This window comes from Pseudomonas sp. PB103 (assembly GCF_009764635.1).
In the GTDB taxonomy this organism is placed as follows: domain Bacteria; phylum Pseudomonadota; class Gammaproteobacteria; order Pseudomonadales; family Pseudomonadaceae; genus Aquipseudomonas.
In genome coordinates, this window is record NZ_RWIL01000135.1 from 21,937 (window position 1) to 40,132 (window position 18,196).

The following is an 18,196-nucleotide window of genomic DNA, read 5'->3' on the forward strand; positions in this document are numbered from 1 at the left end:
ACGTGAACGTTCGGTAAAAATCAGCTTAGAACTTGTAGCCCAGACCCACCATGTACACAAACGGATCGACATCAACATTCACTTTGGCGCGAGTGCCCGGTGCCACCGCGTTGTTCTCCACAGTCGCACGAGTATCGATGTCGATGTAACGCACTTGGGCGTTGAGCATGATGTTGTCGGTCAGCATGTAGTCAGCACCGACCTGCCACGCCAGACCCCAAGAGTTTTTCGCCTTGAAGTTGCTGAAACCGTTCGACTGCGCTTCGCTGCCGACGTGTTCGTCGTAGATCCAGGTGTAGTTGATGCCGCCGCCGACGTACGGCTGAAAGGCCGACTTCGAATCCAGCGGGTAGTAGACAACGCTGAGGGTCGGCGGCAGGTGTTTCAGGGTGCCGAGTTTGCCGTTGGCCGCGGGCAGGGCGGTGCCCTTGAGCTTCACGTCATGTTCGAACGGCGAGGCCGCCAGCAACTCGATACCGATGTTGTTGGTGACCATGTACGCGAAGTTCAGACCCAGTTGGGTGTCGCTGCTCATGGTCGCCTTGCCGCCCAGATTGGTGCCGCTCAACGGACCCTGATCGACCTTGACGCTGGAGCTGTCGGCCTTCGGATTGACGGTGATTGCACCGGCGCGAACGATGATGTCACCGGCATCGTGGGCGTGGGCGAGCGGGGCTGCGAGCGCGAGGGCAAACAGCGAAGCACTGAGCAAGGACTTGTTCATGGGGGCTCCAGAAGGACGTTAAAAGTGTCTGATGTCCTATGGTACGAAGCCAACTGATACGGTCTTTTGACTCAGCTCAATGAAACAGTGAAGGGGGAAGGTTTTGTGGAACCTTTGCGGGCCTCATCGCTGGCAAGCCAGCTCCCACAGTGATCGAGTCCTTCACAAATTTTGTGATCACCAACGAAACCTGTGGGAGCTGGCTTGCCAGCGATGAAGCGCTTACAGACATCACAAAACTACCGGGGTTTACTCCGGCAGCTCATACACATAAATCTTGTCCGCCTCCATCTGATACCCGGCATCCGCCAGCTCGCTGCTCGACGCCTTGACCTGCAACGGCCCCTCGATCCAGTACGGCTGATACAGCTCATCAAGCTTCACGCCCAACTCGCTTTTCACATGCACGATCTGGTTCGACGGCGGTGGCGGCACATGAATGCACGCGCCGAAATACGGCACCAGCAAGAAGTCCGTTGTACGCCCCTCTTCATTGACTTCCAGCGGCACGATGTAACCCGGCAGTCGAATAGTCTGACCGTCGAGCGACTGCACCACTGGCGCATTCGGCATGTCTTGCTTCGCCGCTGGCGCGGATTCGGCAGACAGCGCATCGCCCATCTTCGACAGGTCGTGCAGTGGGGTCATGTTCGGCACTTCCGGGGCGGCGTCCGGCGGGATCATTTCCGACCACGTCAGGTCTTTCGGCGCCGCGGCCCACACGGGCAAGGCGACCAGCAACAGCAGCGCAAGCAAGGCGCGGGGCATGGTGAACATCCTCATAAACGGATCGACAGGCCATCGGCCAGGGATTGGCGATACGCACGCCAGGCAGGCACGCTGCCCATCAGCAGCGCGGCCGCCAGAATGCCACCGAGCAGCGTCCATTCATACTCGCTCGGCCATGCCAGCGGCAGGAACAAACCGTAATTGGCCTGCACGTAGCCCTGCGCAGCGGCGATGCCGATGTACAGCAATGCCAGACCTGCGATGACGCCGGTCAGTGCCAGCGCGAAGGCCTCCAGCACCAGCAGACTCGCGATGTGCCACGGCCTTGCGCCGACCGAACGCAGAATCGCCATCTCGCGACGACGTTCGTTGAGGCTGGTGAGAATCGCTGTGAGCATGCCGATCAAACCGGTCAGCACGACGAACAGCGAAACCACGAACAGCGCTTTTTCAGCGGTGCTCATCAGGCTCCACAATTCCTGCAACGCCACGCCGGGCAGGATCGCCAGCATCGGTTCGCCACGGAATTCGTTGATCTCGCGTTGCAGCGCAAAGGTGGAAATCTTGCTGTTGAGGCCGAGCATGAATGCGGTGATCGCTTGCGGCGTCAGGTCCATATTGCGCGCCTGATCTGCGCTGATCCGTCCATTGCCGCGGGCCGGCACGCCGTTGTGCCAGTCGATGTGAATCGCCTCCATGCCACCAAGGCTGATGTGCAACGTGCGATCGACCGGCGTGCCGGTGCGCTTGAGAATGCCGACCACGGTGAACGGTTTGTCGTCATGTTTGACCAGACTGATCGCCGCCACACCGTGGGCCAGCACCAGTTGGTCGCCGAGTTTGTAATGCAGTGCATCGGCGACTTCCGCGCCGAGCACCACTTCAAACGGATCGGTGGCAAATGCACGTCCGTCGGCCAGTTGCAGATGCTGCTGGCGACCGTACTGGTAATGCTCGAAATAGGCCTCAGTGGTGCCCATCACGCGGTAACCGCGATGGGAGTCGCCGAGGGACATCGGGATCGCCCATTTCACTTTCGGGTTGTTGGCGAAATGTTCGAAGCTGTCCCAGCGAATGTTGTTGGTGGCGTTGCCGATGCGGAACACCGAGTACAGCAGCAGGTTCACCGAACCGGAGCGGGCGCCGACAATCAGGTCGGTGCCGCTGATGGTGCTGGCGAAACTGGCTTTGGCCTCGGTGCGCACCCGTTCTACGGCGAGCAGCAGGCACACTGACAAGGCAATCGCGAACGCGGTGAGGAGGGCGGTAAAGCGGCGGTTGGCCAGGCTGGCCATGGCCAGACGAAACAGATACATCTCAGACCTCGGCAGACGTGGCGGCGCGATTGAGTTCGGCCAGGGACAGATGACGGTCGAACAGCGGCGCCAGACTCTGGTCGTGGCTGACGAACAACAGACTGGAACCGGCCTCGCGGCATTCGGCGAACAACAGGCGAATGAAGTTTTCCCGGGCGTCGTAATCCAGCGCCGAGGTTGGCTCGTCAGCGATCACCAGTTCGGGTTGGCCGATCAGTGCTCGCGCGGCGGCGACCCGTTGCTGCTGACCGATCGACAGTGAATCGGCGCGACGGCCGAGAATGCTTTCATCCTTCAAACCCAAGTGCGCGAGCAGGGTGGCGGCGGCCTGGTCGACGCTGCCGTGACGCTGTTTCGCCCGTTGTGCGCGAAGCTTGGAAAAGTGACACGGCAGCTCAACGTTCTCGCGCACCGAGAGAAACGGCAGCAAGTTGAACTGCTGGAAAATGTAGCCAGTGTGATCGACGCGAAAGGTATCGCGGGCGCCGGCCGAGAGTTGGGTCAGCTCCTGGCCGAGCAGACGAATGCTGCCACGACCGGGTTTCTGCACACCGCCGAGCAGGCCGAGCAGGGTGGTCTTGCCGCTGCCGCTGGGGCCTTTGAGGAACAGGGTTTCGCCGGCTTCCAGGCGAAACGCCGGGATGTCCAGCAACGGCGGGTGACCGGGCCAGTTAAAGCCCAGGTCGGACAGTTCGATGAGTGCTTGGGTCATGACACCAATTTCATGAGTTTTCATAGCCCCTGTAGGCGCTGCCGAAGGCTGCGATCTTTTGCTCCTGATCTTCTTAAAGCAAGATCAAAAGATCGCAGCCTGCGGCAGCTCCTACATTGGAATACATGTTCCGGTGTTATCAGAATTTCAGTGAAGCAGCCTTGGCCGTCACTTCGGTCCCTTGCTGGCCGCTGGTGCTGATCAGTTGTACCTGAATTTTCTGCGTCGCCGGGAAGGTTCTGAACACGTTGGCCAGGTCCAGCGTCTTCAACGCGCCCGGTGCCGCGCAGTTCAATTGATAATGCGCGTGGATTTCGCTGTGGTCGTGGTGATGCTCATGACCGTCCTTGTCCGCTTCATCGGCGTCATGATCGTCGGCATCCGGTTTGTCGCCGAACAGCGGGCTCTCCAGCTCCTGACTGACCACTTTGCAGCCAGCAGCGGCGGGCAGGCTGAACAGGGCCAGCGGTTTTTCCAGCTGCGTACGGGCGGCGGCGACCTTGGCCTTGTCGGCATCGCTGGTGGCGACGTGTTCAAAACCCACCAGGTTCATCGCCGGGCTTTCCAGCTCCAGTTCCAGAGTCTGACCGTCCAGCGCAGCGTTCAGACGGCCAACGCCGTGTTCGTGCGCGCCGAGGCTGCCGTGTTCATGGTCGTGGTCGTGGTCATGCTCATCGGCCGCGTGGGCGATGGCCAGCGGCAACAGGGCAAACGGCAAAGCGAGCAACAGACGACGCATGGCGGTCTCCGGGAAGTAAAGTGAATATTTTGTTATGTGATCTTATAACGAAAGTTCGCAGAGTTTGCCCGTGCGCTTGGCGTTGCACAAGTCCCGTGGGAGCATGCAGGTCAGAAATGTGCGGGAGCGAACGCAATGTTGCGGATACGTGGAACCGTCGGCGAGGTGCCGGTGGATTTGACTGTTGAACTGGATGACAGTGACTGGGCCAAGCTGGGTTCGGCGCTGAATACGCAGGCGCCGATCGGCCAGCCTGAAGCGGTGGCGTCGGCGCCTGCGGCGAAACCGCTGAATCAGGACGATGCGTTGTGGCAGCTGGCCAAGGATCTGTTGCGCAAGGCCGGGCAACTCAGCGGGCCGGATCTGCTTGAACAGCTTGAAGGGCTGACCGGCAGCGCGGTGGCGGGCAAGCGCTTGCTGGTGCGCTTGCGCCATAGCGCGGACGTGAAAGTGGTGAGCGGCGGGGATACGCCGCTCTACAGCTGGATCGAGTGAGCCGCTAAAGATCGCAGCCTGCGGCAGCTCCTACATTGGGATCGTGTTCACCGCGCATTTTGCGGATGAACGCTGAACCTGTAGGAGCTGCCGCAGGCTGCGATCTGTTGATCTTAATAAAGCGCAGCAAACATCTTGCGGCGGTACACCGTCACCAGTGGATGATCATTGCCCAGCAACTCAAACACCTGCAGCAAAGTCTTGTGTGGCAAACCTTCGCCATAGTTGCGGTTACGGATAAACAGCTTGAGCATTGCCTCAAGCGCCGCCTCATACTGCTGGCGAGCGAGCTGCTGAATCGCCAGTTGATACACCGCCTCATCATCCTGCGGATCTTTCGCCAAACGCGCTTTCAGGTCGGCGGCATCCGGCAGGTCACGTGCCAGACCGAGGAACTTGATCTGCGCCTTGGCCCCAGCCAAAGCAGCCTTGTGCTCATCGCTCTTGACCGCATCAAGCACGGTTTGCGCTTCGTCCAGCTCGCCGCGTTCAGTCAGGCAACGCGCATAGAGAATCAGCGCCTTGGCGTTGGTGTTGTCTTCATTGAGCATCACCACCAGCGCCGCTTCGGCATCGGCATAACGGCCGTCATCGAACAACGCCTGAGCTTGTTCGAACGGATCGGCAGCCGCCGGCGGCGGCATCTGCACATGCGGCTCTAGCAGGGCGCGCACAGCGGATTCCGGTTGTGCACCGGCAAAGCCGTCGACCGGTTGACCGTCCTTGAACAGCACTACGGTCGGCAGGCTGCGAATACCGAAACGGGCAACGATGTCTTGCTCGATGTCGCAGTTGACCTTGGCCAGCAGCAATTCGCCCTGATAGCTCTCGGCAATGCCTTGCAGCATTGGCATCAGCGCCTTGCACGGCGCACACCATTCGGCCCAGAAATCCACCAGCACCGGTTTGTTGAAAGAAGCCTCGATCACCGACTGGTCGAAATCGGCAGTCGTGGCGTCGAAGATGTACGGCGTTTGCTCACTCATGGGGGATCTCGTCAAAGCGTGGATAGGGCAACTATACGGCTTGGCGGGGTGTGGCCGGAAGCGGGGCAGATTTGAGAGGTGTACCGCTAGGCAGGACGCCATCGCTGGCAAGCCAGCTCCCACAGGGTTCTGTGTCGTAGACGAAATGTTGGTTCGACTCGGTCACTGTGGGAGCGGGCTTGCCCGCGAAGCTTTTGGTTAGCGCTGCGCGTGGTACAGGCTGACATGCCGAAATTCCTCAGGCTCGGCCAGATCCGGCAAGGTCATCGCCTCAAGCATTTCAATGCGCTCGTACAACGGATGGCGAAAATCCCTGACCCGCGAATCCGCGACCAACGCCTCGCGGCCACGGCTTAAAAACGCATCGAGCAACGGCAGGTTCGTTCGGTCATACAACACGTCCGCCACCAGAATCAGATCAAAGCGATCTGCTTCGGCAAAGAAATCCGTCGAATAACTCATCTCAACATTATTCAGCGCGGCATTCGCCCGGCACGCAGCAATCGCCAGCGGATCGAGATCGCAGGCCACCACCTCCAGCGCCCCGGCCTTCACCGCCGCAATCCCGGCAATCCCCGAACCTGCGCCGAAATCCAGCACGCGTTTGCCGCGCACCCACTGGGGAAACTCCGCCAGATAACGCGCCACCGCCAGACCGCTGGCCCAGCAGAAACCCCAATAGGGTGGCTCGTGCAGAATTCGCTGAATTTCTTCCTGACTGAATTCGCGACCCATGTTGTCGCCATCAATCAGCCACAGCTGTAAATCAGTGTCCGGCAACGCGCAGACCTTGAGTCTGGCGTCGCCGAGCAATTCACCTAACGCCTGTTGCAGGTCGAGCGGTGCCGTCATGGTGCTTTGACAAATTGCAGTTGGCCCAACGCTTGAGTGGTCGGCTGGGTGATGGTCTGCGACGGCAGGTGCAGGATCAACTGGCCGGACTGGCTGGCGCGACCGCGCAATTCAACCCGCGCACCGGCGGGGAAGGCGTCCGGGTTGAAGCGCAGGCGGAACGGCAGGATCTGGTTGTTGCCGATCAGGCTGGAACTGGCGAGCAATTGTTGTGGGCGATCCTTTTCATCGATTACCAGCAACGCCAATTCGACTTCGGCACCGGCCGGCACGCCTTGCAGGGTGCCGCTCAGTTCGCGTTGATAAGCCGGTAGCGGGCCAAGCTCGGCGGCTTCCTTGGCTTTTTTCTGCGCTTGTTGCGGTGCCGGGCCTGGCGTCGGCGGCTGGGGCTTGGGTGCATCGCTGCCACAGGCCACCAGCAGGCTGAAAAGACTGAGCAAAACGAGCGGACGTAACGGCATTGGATGCTCCGGCAAAATGAAATCCATGGATCAAACGATCATGCCGTTCTGTATACCGCAAAGCCTATGGCTTGTCTTGCCACCGGGATGCGCTACCATGGCCCTCCCTTTTTTTGTTGCCAGCCACCATGCACTGTCCCTTCTGCGGTGCCAACGACACCAAGGTCATCGACTCGCGTCTGGTCGCCGAGGGCGAACAGGTGCGCCGCCGGCGTGAATGCCTGGCCTGCGGCGAACGTTTCACGACGTTCGAGACGGCCGAACTGGTGTTGCCGCGCCTGATCAAAACCGACGGCAGCCGCCAACCGTTCGACGAAGAAAAACTCCGCGCCGGCATGCAACGCGCCCTGGAGAAACGTCCGGTGAGCGTCGAGCGCCTCGAATCCTCTCTGGTTCACATCAAGCACAAGCTGCGCGCCACCGGCGAGCGCGAGGTCAAATCCCTCGTGGTCGGCGAACTGGTCATGGCTGAATTGCAGAAGCTTGATGAAGTCGCCTACATCCGCTTCGCTTCGGTGTACAAGCGCTTCCAGGACCTCAACGAATTCCGCGAAGAAATCGACCGCCTCGCCCGCGAACCGGTGAAGGAATGACCACCGTCGCCGAGCAGGCCATCCTCGACGCGCACTTTATGGCGCGTGCGCTGGAACTCGCGCGCAAAGGTCACTACACCACCCATCCCAATCCTCGGGTCGGCTGTGTGGTGGTGCGCGACGGGCAGATTGTCGGCGAAGGCTGGCACGAACGCGCCGGCGAACCGCACGCTGAAGTCCATGCGCTGCGCGCTGCCGGTGAACTGGCTCGGGGCGCTACCGCGTATGTGACCCTCGAACCGTGCAGCCATCATGGCCGCACGCCGCCGTGTGCCGATGCGCTAGTGAATGCCGGTGTCGTCCGAGTCGTAGCGGCGATGCGTGATCCGAATCCGCAAGTTGCCGGACGTGGTTTGCAACGCCTGGCCGATGCCGGCATCGCCACTGAAAGCGGTGTGCTCGAAGCTCAAGCGCGCCAGCTGAATCAAGGTTTTCTGAAACGCATGGAACACGGCTTGCCGTTCGTGCGGGTCAAGTTGGCGATGAGCCTCGACGGGCGCACGGCGATGGAAAACGGCGAGAGCCAATGGATCACCGGCCCGGCGGCGCGTTCGGCGGTCCAGCGTTTGCGCGCTCAGGCGGCCGTGGTGCTGACCGGCGCTGACACGGTGCTGGCGGATGGCGCGCGTTTGACCGTTCGCGCTGACGAACTCGGTCTGGATCGCGAGCAAACCGCGCTGGCCATGAGCCGACCGCCGCTGCGCGTGTTGATCGACGGCCGCCTGCGGGTGCCACTCGATGCACCGTTCTTCAAGACTGGTCCGGCGTTGGTCGCCACCTGCGTCGCGATCGAAGAGCAATACGCCCATGGCCCGGAATGCCTGATCGTGCCGGGTGATGACGGTCAGGTCGATCTGCATCAATTGCTGATCGAGCTGGCCAACCGTGGCACCAACGAAGTGCTGGTCGAGGCTGGCCCGCGTCTGGCCGGCGCCTTCGCTCAGCTCGGTCTGGTCGACGAGTTCGTGATCTTCATCGCCGGCAAGTTTCTCGGTTCCACGGCGCGTCCATTGCTGGACTGGCCGCTGGCCCATATGAAGGATGCGCCGGAGCTGAAAATCACTGAAATTCGTGCGGTCGGCGATGACTGGCGAGTCACTGCCATCCCTGTCCGTTCGGCGAGCGTATAATTCCCGGCCATCGTTATTACGCTGGCTTAGTTCTCAAGGAGAACCCCATGTTTACCGGCATTATCGAATCCATCGGCAGTATCCGCGCACTGACCCCAAAGGGCGGTGATGTGCGGGTCCACGTCGCCACCGGCAAGCTCGACCTGAGCGACGTCAAACTCGGCGACAGCATCGCGGTCAACGGCGTGTGCCTGACTGCCGTTGAACTGCCGGGCGACGGCTTTGCCGCCGACGTCAGCCGTGAAACGCTGGACTGCACCGCCATGAACGACCTGAAAAGCGGCAGCCCGGTCAATCTGGAAAAAGCCCTGACCCCGACCACCCGTCTCGGCGGGCATCTGGTCAGCGGCCACGTCGACGGTGTCGGCGAAATCGTCTCGCGCTCCGACAATGCCCGCGCCGTGGAATTTCGCATCCGCGCGCCGAAAGACCTGGCCAAGTACATCGCCCACAAAGGCTCGATCACCGTCGACGGCACCAGCCTGACCGTGAACGCAGTCGATGGCGCCGAATTCATGCTGACGATCATTCCGCACACCCTGAGCGAAACCATCATGGCGTCGTACACGCCAGGTCGCCGGGTGAACCTGGAGGTCGATTTGCTGGCGCGTTATCTGGAGCGTCTGCTCTTGGGTGACAAGGCTGCAGAGTCCGGCTCTTCACAAAAGCCTGGTGGCACGATCACTGAAAGCTTTCTGGCCGCCAACGGCTATCTCAAATCCTGACTGAAGGGGGTGCCTTGTGGCGCTCAATAGCATCGAAGAACTGGTTGAAGACATCCGCCAAGGCAAGATGGTCATCCTCATGGATGACGAAGACCGCGAGAACGAAGGCGACTTGATCATGGCCGCCGAATGCTGCCAGGCCGAACACATCAACTTCATGGCCAAGCACGCCCGTGGCCTGATCTGCATGCCGATGAGCCGCGAGCGCTGCGAACTGTTGAAGTTGCCGCTGATGGCGCCGCGCAACGGTTCCGGTTTCGGCACCAAGTTCACCGTTTCGATCGAAGCCGCCGAAGGCGTCACCACCGGCATCTCCGCCGCCGACCGTGCGCGCACCGTGCAAGCTGCGGCCGCCAAAGACGCCAAGGCTGAAGACATCGTCAGCCCTGGCCACATCTTCCCGCTGATGGCTCAGGCCGGCGGCACCCTCGCTCGCGCTGGCCACACCGAAGCCGCTTGCGACCTCGCGCGCATGGCCGGTTTCGAACCGAGCGGGGTGATCTGCGAAGTGATGAACGACGACGGCACCATGTCCCGTCGCGCTGAGCTGGAAGCCTTCGCTGCTGAACACAACATCAAGATCGGCACCATCGCCGACCTGATTCACTACCGGATGATCCACGAACGTACCGTTCAGCGGATCGCCGAGCAGCCACTGGACAGCGAACTGGGCCAATTCAACCTGGTGACCTATCGTGATTCGGTGGAAGGCGACGTGCACATGGCGCTGACCCTGGGCACTGTTTGCGCTGAAGAGCCAACGCTGGTTCGCGTACACAACATGGACCCGCTGCGCGACCTGCTGATGGTCAAGCAACCGGGCCGCTGGAGCCTGCGCGCCGCGATGGCTGCGGTTGCCGAGGCGGGCAGCGGTGTGGTGTTGCTGCTCGGTCACCCGCTCGATGGCGACGTGCTGCTGGCGCATATCCGTGAAACCGCTGATCAGCCAGCGCCGAAAAAACCGACCACCTACAGCATCGTCGGTGCCGGTTCGCAGATCCTGCGTGACCTCGGTGTGCGCAAAATGCGCCTGATGTCTGCGCCAATGAAATTTAATGCGATATCCGGTTTCGATCTGGAAGTTGTAGAATACGTGCCCTCCGAATAATGACCGGTCGTTTCCGGCATTGTTGACATGGATTCTTGTGGTGAGGGGATTCATCCCCGACGGGCTGCGCAGCGGCCCCTTTTTTGGGACTGCTGCGCAGTCCATCGGGGATAAATCCCCTCGCCACAAGGGTGCTGTCCAGTAGCAATGCGGATTTTTCCGGCCATGTATTTGTGGCTAATATCACTGAGGGATGCGTACGAAACGCGTCCCGGCTCTTTAAGAGAACTGACGAATGACCCTGAAGACCATCGAAGGTACCTTCATCGCCCCTAAAGGCCGCTACGCTTTGGTAGTGGGCCGCTTCAACAGCTTCGTCGTTGAAAGCCTGGTCAGCGGTGCAGTTGATGCCCTGGTTCGCCACGGCGTGAGCGAAAGCGACATCACCATCATCCGCGCACCTGGCGCCTTCGAAATCCCGCTGGTTGCGCAGAAAGTCGCCCAGAAAGGCGAGTTCGCAGCAATCATCGCCCTGGGCGCGGTCATTCGTGGCGGTACTCCGCACTTCGAATACGTGGCCGGCGAATGCACCAAGGGTCTGGCCCAGGTGTCCATGGAGTTCGGCGTGCCGGTCGCTTTCGGTGTACTGACCGTTGATTCCATCGAGCAAGCCATCGAACGTTCCGGCACCAAGGCCGGTAACAAAGGTGCTGAAGCTGCCCTGTCCGCTCTGGAAATGGTCAGCCTGCTGGCACAGTTGGAGGCCAAGTGATTAGCGACGAAAGCGATCGTTTCAACCCGCGCGAACCGCGTCCAACCGACGCTGGCAAGCCTTCGAAAAGTGAAAAGCGCCGCGCTGCCCGTCAGTTGGCGACGCAAGCGCTGTACCAGCGCCACATGGCCAGTACTTCGCTGAACGAAATCGAAGCGCAGTTTCGCGTCGACAACGATTTCACCTTCGCCGATGCCAGCTACTTCCACGACATCCTGCACGGTGTTCCGGCCAATCTGACCGAGATCGACACCGCGCTGGCGCCGTGCCTGGACCTGACCATCGAAGAGCTGGATCCGGTTGAACTGTGCGTACTGCGCCTGTCGACCTGGGAACTGCTCAAGCGCGTCGACGTGCCGTATCGCGTTGTGATCAACGAAGGGATCGAACTGGCGAAAGTCTACGGTTCCACCGACGGTCACAAGTTCGTCAACGGCGTGCTGGACAAACTGGCCCCGCGCCTGCGTGAAGCTGAAGTGAAGGCGTTCAAGCGCTGATCGGCGTTTGAAACGGCTATGGGCGAGTTTGAGCTGATCCGCAATTTCTTCGCCGCCGCGCCTTGTGCGCAGGGCGGCGAAGGCGTTGCTCTCGGGATCGGCGATGACTGCGCCTTGCTCGCTGTTCCTTCCGGGGAACAGCTGGCGATTTCCACCGATACGCTGGTGGCCGGTGTGCATTTCGCCGACCCCTGCGATCCGTTTCTGCTCGGTCAGCGTTCGCTGGCCGTTGCGGTCAGCGATCTGGCCGCCATGGGCGCCACGCCCGTTGCCTTTACCCTTGCCCTGACTGTGCCGACGGTGACCGCCGATTGGCTGCAAGCCTATGCCCGCGGTTTGAACCGCATGGCGCAGAGCTGCGGCGTCGCTCTGGTCGGCGGCGATACCACGCGCGGGCCGTTAAGCCTGACTGTCACCGTGTTCGGTCGTATTCCTGCCGGTCAGGCCTTGACCCGCAGCGGCGCGCAGCCGGGTGACTTGCTGTGTGTCGGCGGGGAGCTGGGCAATGCTGCCGGTGCCTTGCCACTGGTGTTGGGCCAGCGTGTGGCTGAGCCAGAAATCGGCCAGCCGCTGCTCGATCATTACTGGTCGCCGCAACCGCAGCTCGCGCTCGGTCAGGCCTTGCGCGGCAAAGCCACGTCGGCGCTGGACATCTCCGATGGCCTGCTCGCCGATTGCGGGCACATCGCGCTGGCGTCGAAGGTTCGGCTTGAAATTGAACGCGAGCGCGTACCGCTGTCGGATGCTTTAGTGGCGTTTCTCGGCCAGCGTGGCGCCGAACGTGCAGCGCTCAGCGGCGGCGATGATTATGTGTTGGCCTTCACCCTGCCGTCCGTCGAGTTGCCAGCGTTGCTGGCCAATGGCTGGCCGATCCACGTGATCGGTCGTGTGGCAGAGGGGCAGGGCGTGGCGCTGCTGGATCGTGACGGGCGCGACATCACCCCGCAAATCCGGGGTTATCAACATTTTCAGGAGTCACCGTGACAGACCACCCGAAACAGGTTCCGGGCGAATTCGTACCGCCGTCGGTGTGGCGCAATCCCTGGCATTTCATTGCCTTCGGTTTCGGTTCCGGCACCCTGCCGAAAGCACCGGGCACGTGGGGCTCGTTAGTTGCGCTACCCTTTATCCCGTTGTGGCAGATGTTGCCCGACTGGGGTTACTGGCTGATGCTCGGGATCACCATGCTGTTCGGCTTCTGGCTGTGCGGCAAAGTGGCCGACGACCTGCGGGTACACGACCACGAAGGCATCGTCTGGGACGAAATGGTCGGCATGTGGATCACCCTGTGGCTGGTGCCGGAAGGCTGGTACTGGTTGCTTGCGGGTTTCCTGGTGTTCCGTTTCTTCGACATTCTCAAGCCCTGGCCGATCCGCTGGGTCGACCGGCATGTGCATGGCGGCTTCGGCATCATGCTCGACGATGTGCTGGCCGGTGTGTTCGCCTGGCTGGCCATGCAGGGCCTGGTGTGGATTTTCGCCTGATTCCAAGGGATATCAGGGTCAAGTGAGGGGACTAGGGATGACTCGACGCTGGTTGGCGGTAGTGTTTCTTGCTTTGCTGGGCTCTGTGGCCAGTGCGCAGGAAGCCGCGCCGACGCCTGCAGTCATCCATCTGGCCAGCGAAGACTGGGAAGACTACACCGCCGCCGATGGCCATGGTCTGGGTTGGGATGTATTGCGCAAAGTGTTCGAGCCGGCGGGGGTCAAGCTGGATATTCGCACGGTGCCGTACACTCGTTCGGTGGGGCTGGTGCAGTTGAAGGAAGTCGACGCGCTGGTCGGCTCCTACCGCGACGAAGCCGAGCAAGTGCTGTATCCGCAGTGGAATTTCGATTCCGACCATATCTACGCATTGGGCCTGGCGAACAACCCATCGCCCACCCAGGCGACGCTGGGCAAGTATCGATTGGCGTGGGTGCGTGGCTATCGTTACGAAAACTACCTGCCGAACATCAAGCGCTACAACCAGATCGAGCGCCGCACCGGCATTCTCTCGATGCTCAAGCAGGGGCGGGCGGATTACTACATCGATGCGCTGACCGAGATTGAAGCGGTGGTGAAAACGGCGGCGGATCCGACGCAGTATCGCTATTCGCACCTGGCCGAGTTGCCACTGTTTCTCGGGTTTGCCGACACTCCGCAGGCCCGGGCGCTGATGGCGCTGTACGACCAGCGCATGCAGCAATTGGTGAACAGCGGCGAGCTGAAGCCGATCTTCGAGAAGTGGAAGCAACCCTACCCCTTCGCCACAAATCCCCTGTAGGAGCTGCGGCACGCTGCGATCTTTTGATCTTGATTCTAAAAAACAGATCAAAAGATCGCAGCCTCGTTTCACTCGTCAGCTCCTACAGGGATCCATGTTGTCCGGGTAGTTATCAAACTTTTTGATCGTTATGCCCGATAATTCAGCCTAAGCGCCGGTAGGAACCTGCTGTTACAATGCCGGCCTGCGAATTTTCAGACTCTTTAGATCAGGAGCACACCGGTGCCTGTCGTCTTTGTCGCCGCTTCCAAGCTGCCAACGCCTTTTGCGCAATTCACCATGCACGGTTTTCTCGATGAAGCCACCGGCCGCGAGCACGTCGTGCTGAGCCTGGGTGAGTTTGCCGACGGTGCCCCGGTTCTCGGCCGTTTGCACTCCGAATGCCTGACCGGCGACGCCTTGTTCAGCCAGCGTTGCGACTGCGGCTCGCAACTCGAAGGCGCACTCAAAGCCATCGCCCGCGAAGGCCGTGGTGTGTTGCTCTACCTGCGTCAGGAAGGTCGTGGCATTGGCTTGTTGAACAAGATCCGCGCCTACGAATTGCAGGACGGCGGTGCCGACACCGTTGAAGCCAACGAGCGTCTGGGTTTCGCCGCCGACCAGCGCGATTACGCCATGTGCCTGCCGATGCTTGAACATCTGGGCGTGAAATCCCTGCGCCTGATGACCAATAACCCGCGCAAGGTCAAAGCCTTAACCGACATGGGCATCACCGTCGCCGAGCGCGTGCCGCTGCACACCGGCCACAACCCGCACAACAAACTGTACCTGGCGACCAAGGCCAGCAAGCTCGACCACATGATGGGCAACGAGCATCAGGGCGAGGTTGATCGCGCGTGACCCGCGGTCAGGTGCGACGCCGATTGTCAGTCGCCTGGTGGAAATACCTGGCGCTGGCGCTGGTGCCGCTGTTCGTCCTCAATGCGCTGTTCGGGCAGGGCGAGGGGATTTTGCCGGTACTGGCGATGCCGCTGTTTATTGCCGGCGTGGCGTCGATGTTTGTCAGCCTGAAATTTTTCGGCCGTTACAAGCACGCCCTGATCGCCACGCAAAAAGCCCTCGATACTCCTGAAGAGCCCAGCGCATGGATTGCCCTTGCGGCGAACCGTCGCTCGGCGTTTCTCGCGGCAGCCTTGCCGGCCTGGATCGGCGCACTGGCGGTATTCGTCGGTCTCGAAGCGGTGCCATTGATGCTGCTGGCGCTGTCCACCGCCGTGCTGTTTTACCTCTACCGTATCCCGCGTCAACTCGGCTGATGCGCCGTCTCTGGCTGGCGGTTCTGCTGCTGGCCGTCAGCGACCCGGTGCTGGCAAGCCTGCGGGTGGTCAGCCTGGCGCCGTCGCTTTCTGAAATCGTTGTTGAACTGGATTGCGCAGACCTGCTGGTCGGTGTGCTGGATGCCGGTGAACGCCCGGCTGAAATTGCCAACGTTGCATCGGTCGGTCGTTATGGCCAGCTCGACATGGAACAGTTGCTGAGCCTCAAACCTGATTTGTTGTTGCTCTGGCCCGGCAGCGTCGGCCCGGCGCAGCGTGATCAGTTGAAGCGCCTGGGCATTCCGACTTTCGTCGCCGAACCGCATTCCCTTGATCAGCTTTCTGCGCAGATTGAAGCCATTGCCGCGCAATTGGGTCGACCTGAGCGTGGGCTGAAGCTGGCGGCTGAGCTGCGGCAAAAACTCGCCGAGCTGCGCCAGCGCTATCACCGGGAAGTGTCGTTGCGGGTGTTTTATCAGGTGTGGGACAAGCCGCTGTATACCGTCGGTGGCGGGCAGATTATCAGCGATGCGCTGGAAGTGTGCGGGGCGCGCAATGTGTTCAGTGATCTGACCTTGCCTGCGCCGCAAGTCAGCATCGAATCAGTGTTGCAGCGTGATCCCGAAGTGATTCTGGCCAGCGACCAGTCCCAGCTCAACGCCTGGAAAAACTGGCCGCAGGTCGCCGCTGTAAAACAGCAGCAATTACTGCTGATCACCGACAAAGGCCTTGAACGCCCCAGCGGCCAGATGATCGACGCCACCGCCAAGCTCTGCCAACTCATCCAGCCCCACCGATAACCCCTGTAGGAGCTGCCGAAGGCTGCGATCTTTTGACTTTGCTTTGTGGCTGAGTCGGGATTGCCGAAGATCAAAAGATCGCAGCCTGCGGCAGCTCCTACAGGGTATCGGGTGATATCCAGATGCGAGGTCTTAGCGGATTTCGGGTGTCCAGGTGACACCAAACATCCACACACGACCTTCCTCGCGATAACCGTATTGGCCGCCGTCATAGCTGTAATTCGCCCGGCTGTAACCCTTGTCGAAAACGTTATCGACCTTCAGATCCAGCTTGATCTCGCGGTTCAACGCCCAACTGCTGCGCAATCCGAATAACGCATAACCACCCAACGGATTTTCGTTTTTCAGATCGTCATAACTGCTGCTCACCGCCTGCCAACTTGCACCGACGCCGATCTGGTCAAACTGGCGATCCAGATCCCAGCTCAACGTCCGCCGCGCACGTCGTGCCAAGGTATGCCCGCTATCACGATCGCGGGGGTCGATGATCGACACGCCAAGATTGCTCTGCCAATCGAACAGTTCCTGTTTCAGCGCCGCTTCGAAACCGTTGATTCGCGCTGAAGCGACGTTCTCCGGACGTGAATTGCTGCCGAAGATGATCGCGTCTTGCAGATCCGTACGGTAAATCGACGCTTCCAGACGACTGCTGTCGCTCAACTGGCTGCGCCATTGCAGCTCATAGCTTTTCGAGGTTTCCGGTTTCAGATCGGGGTTGCTGAAATCCGGGTAATACAAATCGTTGAACGTTGGCGCGCGGAAGCCTTCGCTGTAGCTGAGCAACAGGTCGTTATCCGGGTTCAACGGCAACGTGAACGTGCCGCTCCAGGTGTTCTGGCTGCCGAACTGCTGATTGTCATCGTGACGCAGACCCAGCTCGGTGGAGAAGCTGTCGGCCTGATAACGATGCTGGATGAAGGCGGCGCGGTTCCAGCGGCTGTCTGCGTCGAATGCGGTGCTGCTGTTGACGCGATCCTCGTACCAGTCACCGCCGAGGATCAGGCTGTTGCGCGAATTCAAGGTCAGGTCGTTCTGCCAGTTCACCGAGTCGCGATAGGTGTTGAACACCGTGCGCTCGTCACTGAGTTTATCCAGGGTCTTCTCGCGGTTCTCGGTATGGCCGAACTCGACGCGGGTTTTCCACAGGTCGTTGACCCGTGCGTCGAAGTAGCTGCTGATGCTGCTGACGTTGAAATCGCTGTAAGGCTGCTGTTGGTAGGATTGACCCGTCACGACGTCATATCTACCGAACGGGTTGTCGAACTCGCTCTTGCCACGGTTATCGAGCAGATTGGCGCCAATCTCGATGTCATCGGTCAACGCATGGCTGAGGCTCAGGCTGACGGATTTGTTGCGGTAGGCATCGTGATCGCTATCGCTTGGGTACGATTCGTGCGTGCGATCAATCCCGGCAGTTTCATCGAGGCTGGCGCCGAGGTTGAATCGGGTTTTTTCATCGCCGCCGGACAAACCGAGGCTACGCTCCCAGGTCTGGTTGCTGCCGAAACCGACGTGCATGCGTGGCTGAAGACCTTGCTCGGTGCCGCGTCGGGTGAAAATCTGAATCACCCCGCCAATCGCATCGCTGCCATAAATCACCGAACGCGAACCGCGCAGCACTTCGACGCGCTCGATCTGTTCGATGTTCAGGTGTTGCAGATTGCTGTCGCCGGACGTCGAGTTGCCGATGCGCTGGCCGTCGACCAGCACCAGGCTTTGCGCCGACTGCGTGCCACGAATATAAACGCCGGGCAGACTGCCGCGCCCACCGGTTTGCGCCACTTGCACACCCGGCACGCGACGCAGCAAGTCCGGCACGTCGCTCGGTTGCAGACGGTCGATGTCTTCGCGGGTGAACACGGTGTTGGCGGCGCTGCTGTCATTGCGCGCTTCAACCTGACGGTTGGCGGAGATCAGCACATCCGGCAGCTTCAGCGCCTGATCGCGCTCGAAGGTGTCGGCGAGGGCATTGGCGGACGGCAGCAGGAAGAAAGGCAGGGCGAGACGCGAGAGTTTCATGGCAATCCATCGGGAATTTCAGGTGTACACACACACATATCGGGTTTCCACAAAACACTGTGGGAGCGGGCTTGCCC

The 18,196-nt window shown here is 60.6% G+C and carries 22 protein-coding genes; 13 read left to right on the plus strand and 9 right to left on the minus strand.

From position 1 onward, the window contains the following. Nucleotides 1-25: 25 nt before the first annotated feature. The 5 genes from EJA70_RS24725 to EJA70_RS24745 all read right to left on the minus strand — a co-directional run bounded on the left by EJA70_RS24725 (nt 26) and on the right by EJA70_RS24745 (nt 4,220). Nucleotides 26-724: an OmpW family protein gene (locus EJA70_RS24725; protein ID WP_008081866.1), complete on the minus strand. Its 699-nt coding sequence runs from the start codon at nt 722-724 to the stop codon at nt 26-28. A 249-nt stretch (nt 725-973) separates the two neighbouring features. Then, complete coding sequence (locus EJA70_RS24730) at nt 974-1,492, minus strand: DUF3299 domain-containing protein (RefSeq protein ID WP_158834218.1); 519 nt, start codon at nt 1,490-1,492, stop codon at nt 974-976. A gap of 11 nt (nt 1,493-1,503) precedes the next feature. After that, on the minus strand, nt 1,504-2,769 hold the full coding sequence (locus tag EJA70_RS24735) for an ABC transporter permease (RefSeq protein WP_158834220.1): 1,266 nt from the start codon (nt 2,767-2,769) through the stop codon (nt 1,504-1,506). 1 nt (nt 2,770) lies between these two features. Next, complete coding sequence (locus EJA70_RS24740) at nt 2,771-3,481, minus strand: ABC transporter ATP-binding protein (protein WP_158834222.1); 711 nt, start codon at nt 3,479-3,481, stop codon at nt 2,771-2,773. Between the two features lie 139 nt (nt 3,482-3,620). Beyond that, nucleotides 3,621-4,220: a DUF2796 domain-containing protein gene (locus EJA70_RS24745; RefSeq protein WP_158834224.1), complete on the minus strand. Its 600-nt coding sequence runs from the start codon at nt 4,218-4,220 to the stop codon at nt 3,621-3,623. Between the two features lie 135 nt (nt 4,221-4,355). Here EJA70_RS24745 and EJA70_RS24750 point away from each other — a divergent pair, with 135 nt between their 5' ends. Then, nucleotides 4,356-4,715: a hypothetical protein gene (locus EJA70_RS24750; RefSeq protein WP_008081852.1), complete on the plus strand. Its 360-nt coding sequence runs from the start codon at nt 4,356-4,358 to the stop codon at nt 4,713-4,715. 113 nt (nt 4,716-4,828) lie between these two features. Here the strand turns inward: EJA70_RS24750 and trxA are convergent, their stop codons facing one another. From trxA to EJA70_RS24765, 3 genes are all read right to left on the minus strand, one after another. Continuing rightward, nucleotides 4,829-5,701 carry a thioredoxin gene (gene trxA, locus EJA70_RS24755; RefSeq protein ID WP_158834226.1) on the minus strand — a complete coding sequence of 291 codons (873 nt, stop codon included), beginning with the start codon at nt 5,699-5,701 and terminating at the stop codon, nt 4,829-4,831. Nucleotides 5,702-5,899: 198 nt separating this feature from the next. Next, entirely contained in the window at nt 5,900-6,553 is a 654-nt protein-coding gene (locus EJA70_RS24760; protein WP_158834235.1) for a methyltransferase, read from the minus strand. Continuing rightward, nucleotides 6,550-7,014 (minus strand): YbaY family lipoprotein, encoded by a 465-nt coding sequence (locus tag EJA70_RS24765; RefSeq protein ID WP_026000529.1) that lies wholly within the window; start codon nt 7,012-7,014, stop codon nt 6,550-6,552. Before EJA70_RS24765 ends, EJA70_RS24760 begins: the two co-directional genes overlap by 4 nt. Nucleotides 7,015-7,142: 128 nt before the next feature. Between EJA70_RS24765 and nrdR the strand changes: the two genes are divergently transcribed. The 12 genes from nrdR to EJA70_RS24825 all read left to right on the plus strand — a co-directional run bounded on the left by nrdR (nt 7,143) and on the right by EJA70_RS24825 (nt 16,100). Continuing rightward, nucleotides 7,143-7,607 (plus strand): transcriptional regulator NrdR, encoded by a 465-nt coding sequence (gene nrdR, locus EJA70_RS24770; RefSeq protein WP_007910946.1) that lies wholly within the window; start codon nt 7,143-7,145, stop codon nt 7,605-7,607. Beyond that, a complete protein-coding gene (gene ribD / locus EJA70_RS24775; RefSeq protein ID WP_158834237.1) occupies nt 7,604-8,737 on the plus strand; it encodes a bifunctional diaminohydroxyphosphoribosylaminopyrimidine deaminase/5-amino-6-(5-phosphoribosylamino)uracil reductase RibD in 1,134 nt (377 codons plus the stop codon). The genes nrdR and ribD overlap by 4 nt, the downstream gene beginning before the upstream one ends. Nucleotides 8,738-8,784: 47 nt before the next feature. Further along, nucleotides 8,785-9,462 carry a riboflavin synthase gene (locus EJA70_RS24780; protein WP_008081847.1) on the plus strand — a complete coding sequence of 226 codons (678 nt, stop codon included), beginning with the start codon at nt 8,785-8,787 and terminating at the stop codon, nt 9,460-9,462. 16 nt (nt 9,463-9,478) lie between these two features. Next, on the plus strand, nt 9,479-10,570 hold the full coding sequence (gene ribBA / locus EJA70_RS24785) for a bifunctional 3,4-dihydroxy-2-butanone-4-phosphate synthase/GTP cyclohydrolase II (protein ID WP_158834239.1): 1,092 nt from the start codon (nt 9,479-9,481) through the stop codon (nt 10,568-10,570). Between the two features lie 235 nt (nt 10,571-10,805). Continuing rightward, on the plus strand, nt 10,806-11,282 hold the full coding sequence (ribE, locus tag EJA70_RS24790) for a 6,7-dimethyl-8-ribityllumazine synthase (RefSeq protein WP_003228649.1): 477 nt from the start codon (nt 10,806-10,808) through the stop codon (nt 11,280-11,282). Beyond that, nucleotides 11,279-11,779 carry a transcription antitermination factor NusB gene (gene nusB, locus EJA70_RS24795; protein ID WP_158834241.1) on the plus strand — a complete coding sequence of 167 codons (501 nt, stop codon included), beginning with the start codon at nt 11,279-11,281 and terminating at the stop codon, nt 11,777-11,779. Before ribE ends, nusB begins: the two co-directional genes overlap by 4 nt. Nucleotides 11,780-11,797: 18 nt before the next feature. Next, on the plus strand, nt 11,798-12,763 hold the full coding sequence (gene thiL, locus EJA70_RS24800; RefSeq protein ID WP_158834243.1) for a thiamine-phosphate kinase: 966 nt from the start codon (nt 11,798-11,800) through the stop codon (nt 12,761-12,763). Further along, complete coding sequence (locus tag EJA70_RS24805) at nt 12,760-13,263, plus strand: phosphatidylglycerophosphatase A (protein ID WP_008081837.1); 504 nt, start codon at nt 12,760-12,762, stop codon at nt 13,261-13,263. Before thiL ends, EJA70_RS24805 begins: the two co-directional genes overlap by 4 nt. Nucleotides 13,264-13,300: 37 nt before the next feature. After that, complete coding sequence (locus EJA70_RS24810) at nt 13,301-14,044, plus strand: ABC transporter substrate-binding protein (protein ID WP_158834245.1); 744 nt, start codon at nt 13,301-13,303, stop codon at nt 14,042-14,044. A 222-nt stretch (nt 14,045-14,266) separates the two neighbouring features. Beyond that, nucleotides 14,267-14,884, plus strand: a complete 618-nt coding sequence (ribA, locus tag EJA70_RS24815) for a GTP cyclohydrolase II (RefSeq protein WP_008081835.1) — start codon at nt 14,267-14,269, stop codon at nt 14,882-14,884. Then, nucleotides 14,881-15,300 carry an MFS transporter gene (locus tag EJA70_RS24820; protein WP_158834247.1) on the plus strand — a complete coding sequence of 140 codons (420 nt, stop codon included), beginning with the start codon at nt 14,881-14,883 and terminating at the stop codon, nt 15,298-15,300. The genes ribA and EJA70_RS24820 overlap by 4 nt, the downstream gene beginning before the upstream one ends. Continuing rightward, complete coding sequence (locus tag EJA70_RS24825; RefSeq protein ID WP_158834249.1) at nt 15,300-16,100, plus strand: cobalamin-binding protein; 801 nt, start codon at nt 15,300-15,302, stop codon at nt 16,098-16,100. The genes EJA70_RS24820 and EJA70_RS24825 overlap by 1 nt, the downstream gene beginning before the upstream one ends. Before the next feature lie 132 nt (nt 16,101-16,232). On the opposite strand, the gene EJA70_RS24830 is transcribed toward EJA70_RS24825, so the two are convergent. Then, nucleotides 16,233-18,119, minus strand: a complete 1,887-nt coding sequence (locus EJA70_RS24830) for a TonB-dependent receptor domain-containing protein (protein WP_158834251.1) — start codon at nt 18,117-18,119, stop codon at nt 16,233-16,235. Nucleotides 18,120-18,196 lie beyond the last annotated feature (77 nt).

Bases quoted from the DNA above. Each gene is read 5' to 3' on its own strand.
- EJA70_RS24735 (WP_158834220.1), bottom strand. From the start codon at position 2,769: ATGTATCTGTTTCGTCTGGCCATGGCCAGCCTGGCCAACCGCCGCTTT.
- EJA70_RS24780 (WP_008081847.1), top strand. From the start codon at position 8,785: ATGTTTACCGGCATTATCGAATCCATCGGCAGTATCCGCGCACTGACC.
- EJA70_RS24745 (WP_158834224.1), bottom strand. From the start codon at position 4,220: ATGCGTCGTCTGTTGCTCGCTTTGCCGTTTGCCCTGTTGCCGCTGGCC.
- EJA70_RS24730 (WP_158834218.1), bottom strand. From the start codon at position 1,492: ATGCCCCGCGCCTTGCTTGCGCTGCTGTTGCTGGTCGCCTTGCCCGTG.
- EJA70_RS24830 (WP_158834251.1), bottom strand. From the start codon at position 18,119: ATGAAACTCTCGCGTCTCGCCCTGCCTTTCTTCCTGCTGCCGTCCGCC.
- EJA70_RS24765 (WP_026000529.1), bottom strand. From the start codon at position 7,014: ATGCCGTTACGTCCGCTCGTTTTGCTCAGTCTTTTCAGCCTGCTGGTG.
- ribD (WP_158834237.1), top strand. From the start codon at position 7,604: ATGACCACCGTCGCCGAGCAGGCCATCCTCGACGCGCACTTTATGGCG.
- thiL (WP_158834243.1), top strand. From the start codon at position 11,798: ATGGGCGAGTTTGAGCTGATCCGCAATTTCTTCGCCGCCGCGCCTTGT.
- EJA70_RS24825 (WP_158834249.1), top strand. From the start codon at position 15,300: ATGCGCCGTCTCTGGCTGGCGGTTCTGCTGCTGGCCGTCAGCGACCCG.
- EJA70_RS24760 (WP_158834235.1), bottom strand. From the start codon at position 6,553: ATGACGGCACCGCTCGACCTGCAACAGGCGTTAGGTGAATTGCTCGGC.
- EJA70_RS24740 (WP_158834222.1), bottom strand. From the start codon at position 3,481: ATGACCCAAGCACTCATCGAACTGTCCGACCTGGGCTTTAACTGGCCC.
- EJA70_RS24750 (WP_008081852.1), top strand. From the start codon at position 4,356: ATGTTGCGGATACGTGGAACCGTCGGCGAGGTGCCGGTGGATTTGACT.
- EJA70_RS24810 (WP_158834245.1), top strand. From the start codon at position 13,301: ATGACTCGACGCTGGTTGGCGGTAGTGTTTCTTGCTTTGCTGGGCTCT.
- trxA (WP_158834226.1), bottom strand. From the start codon at position 5,701: ATGAGTGAGCAAACGCCGTACATCTTCGACGCCACGACTGCCGATTTC.
- ribE (WP_003228649.1), top strand. From the start codon at position 10,806: ATGACCCTGAAGACCATCGAAGGTACCTTCATCGCCCCTAAAGGCCGC.
- nrdR (WP_007910946.1), top strand. From the start codon at position 7,143: ATGCACTGTCCCTTCTGCGGTGCCAACGACACCAAGGTCATCGACTCG.
- EJA70_RS24725 (WP_008081866.1), bottom strand. From the start codon at position 724: ATGAACAAGTCCTTGCTCAGTGCTTCGCTGTTTGCCCTCGCGCTCGCA.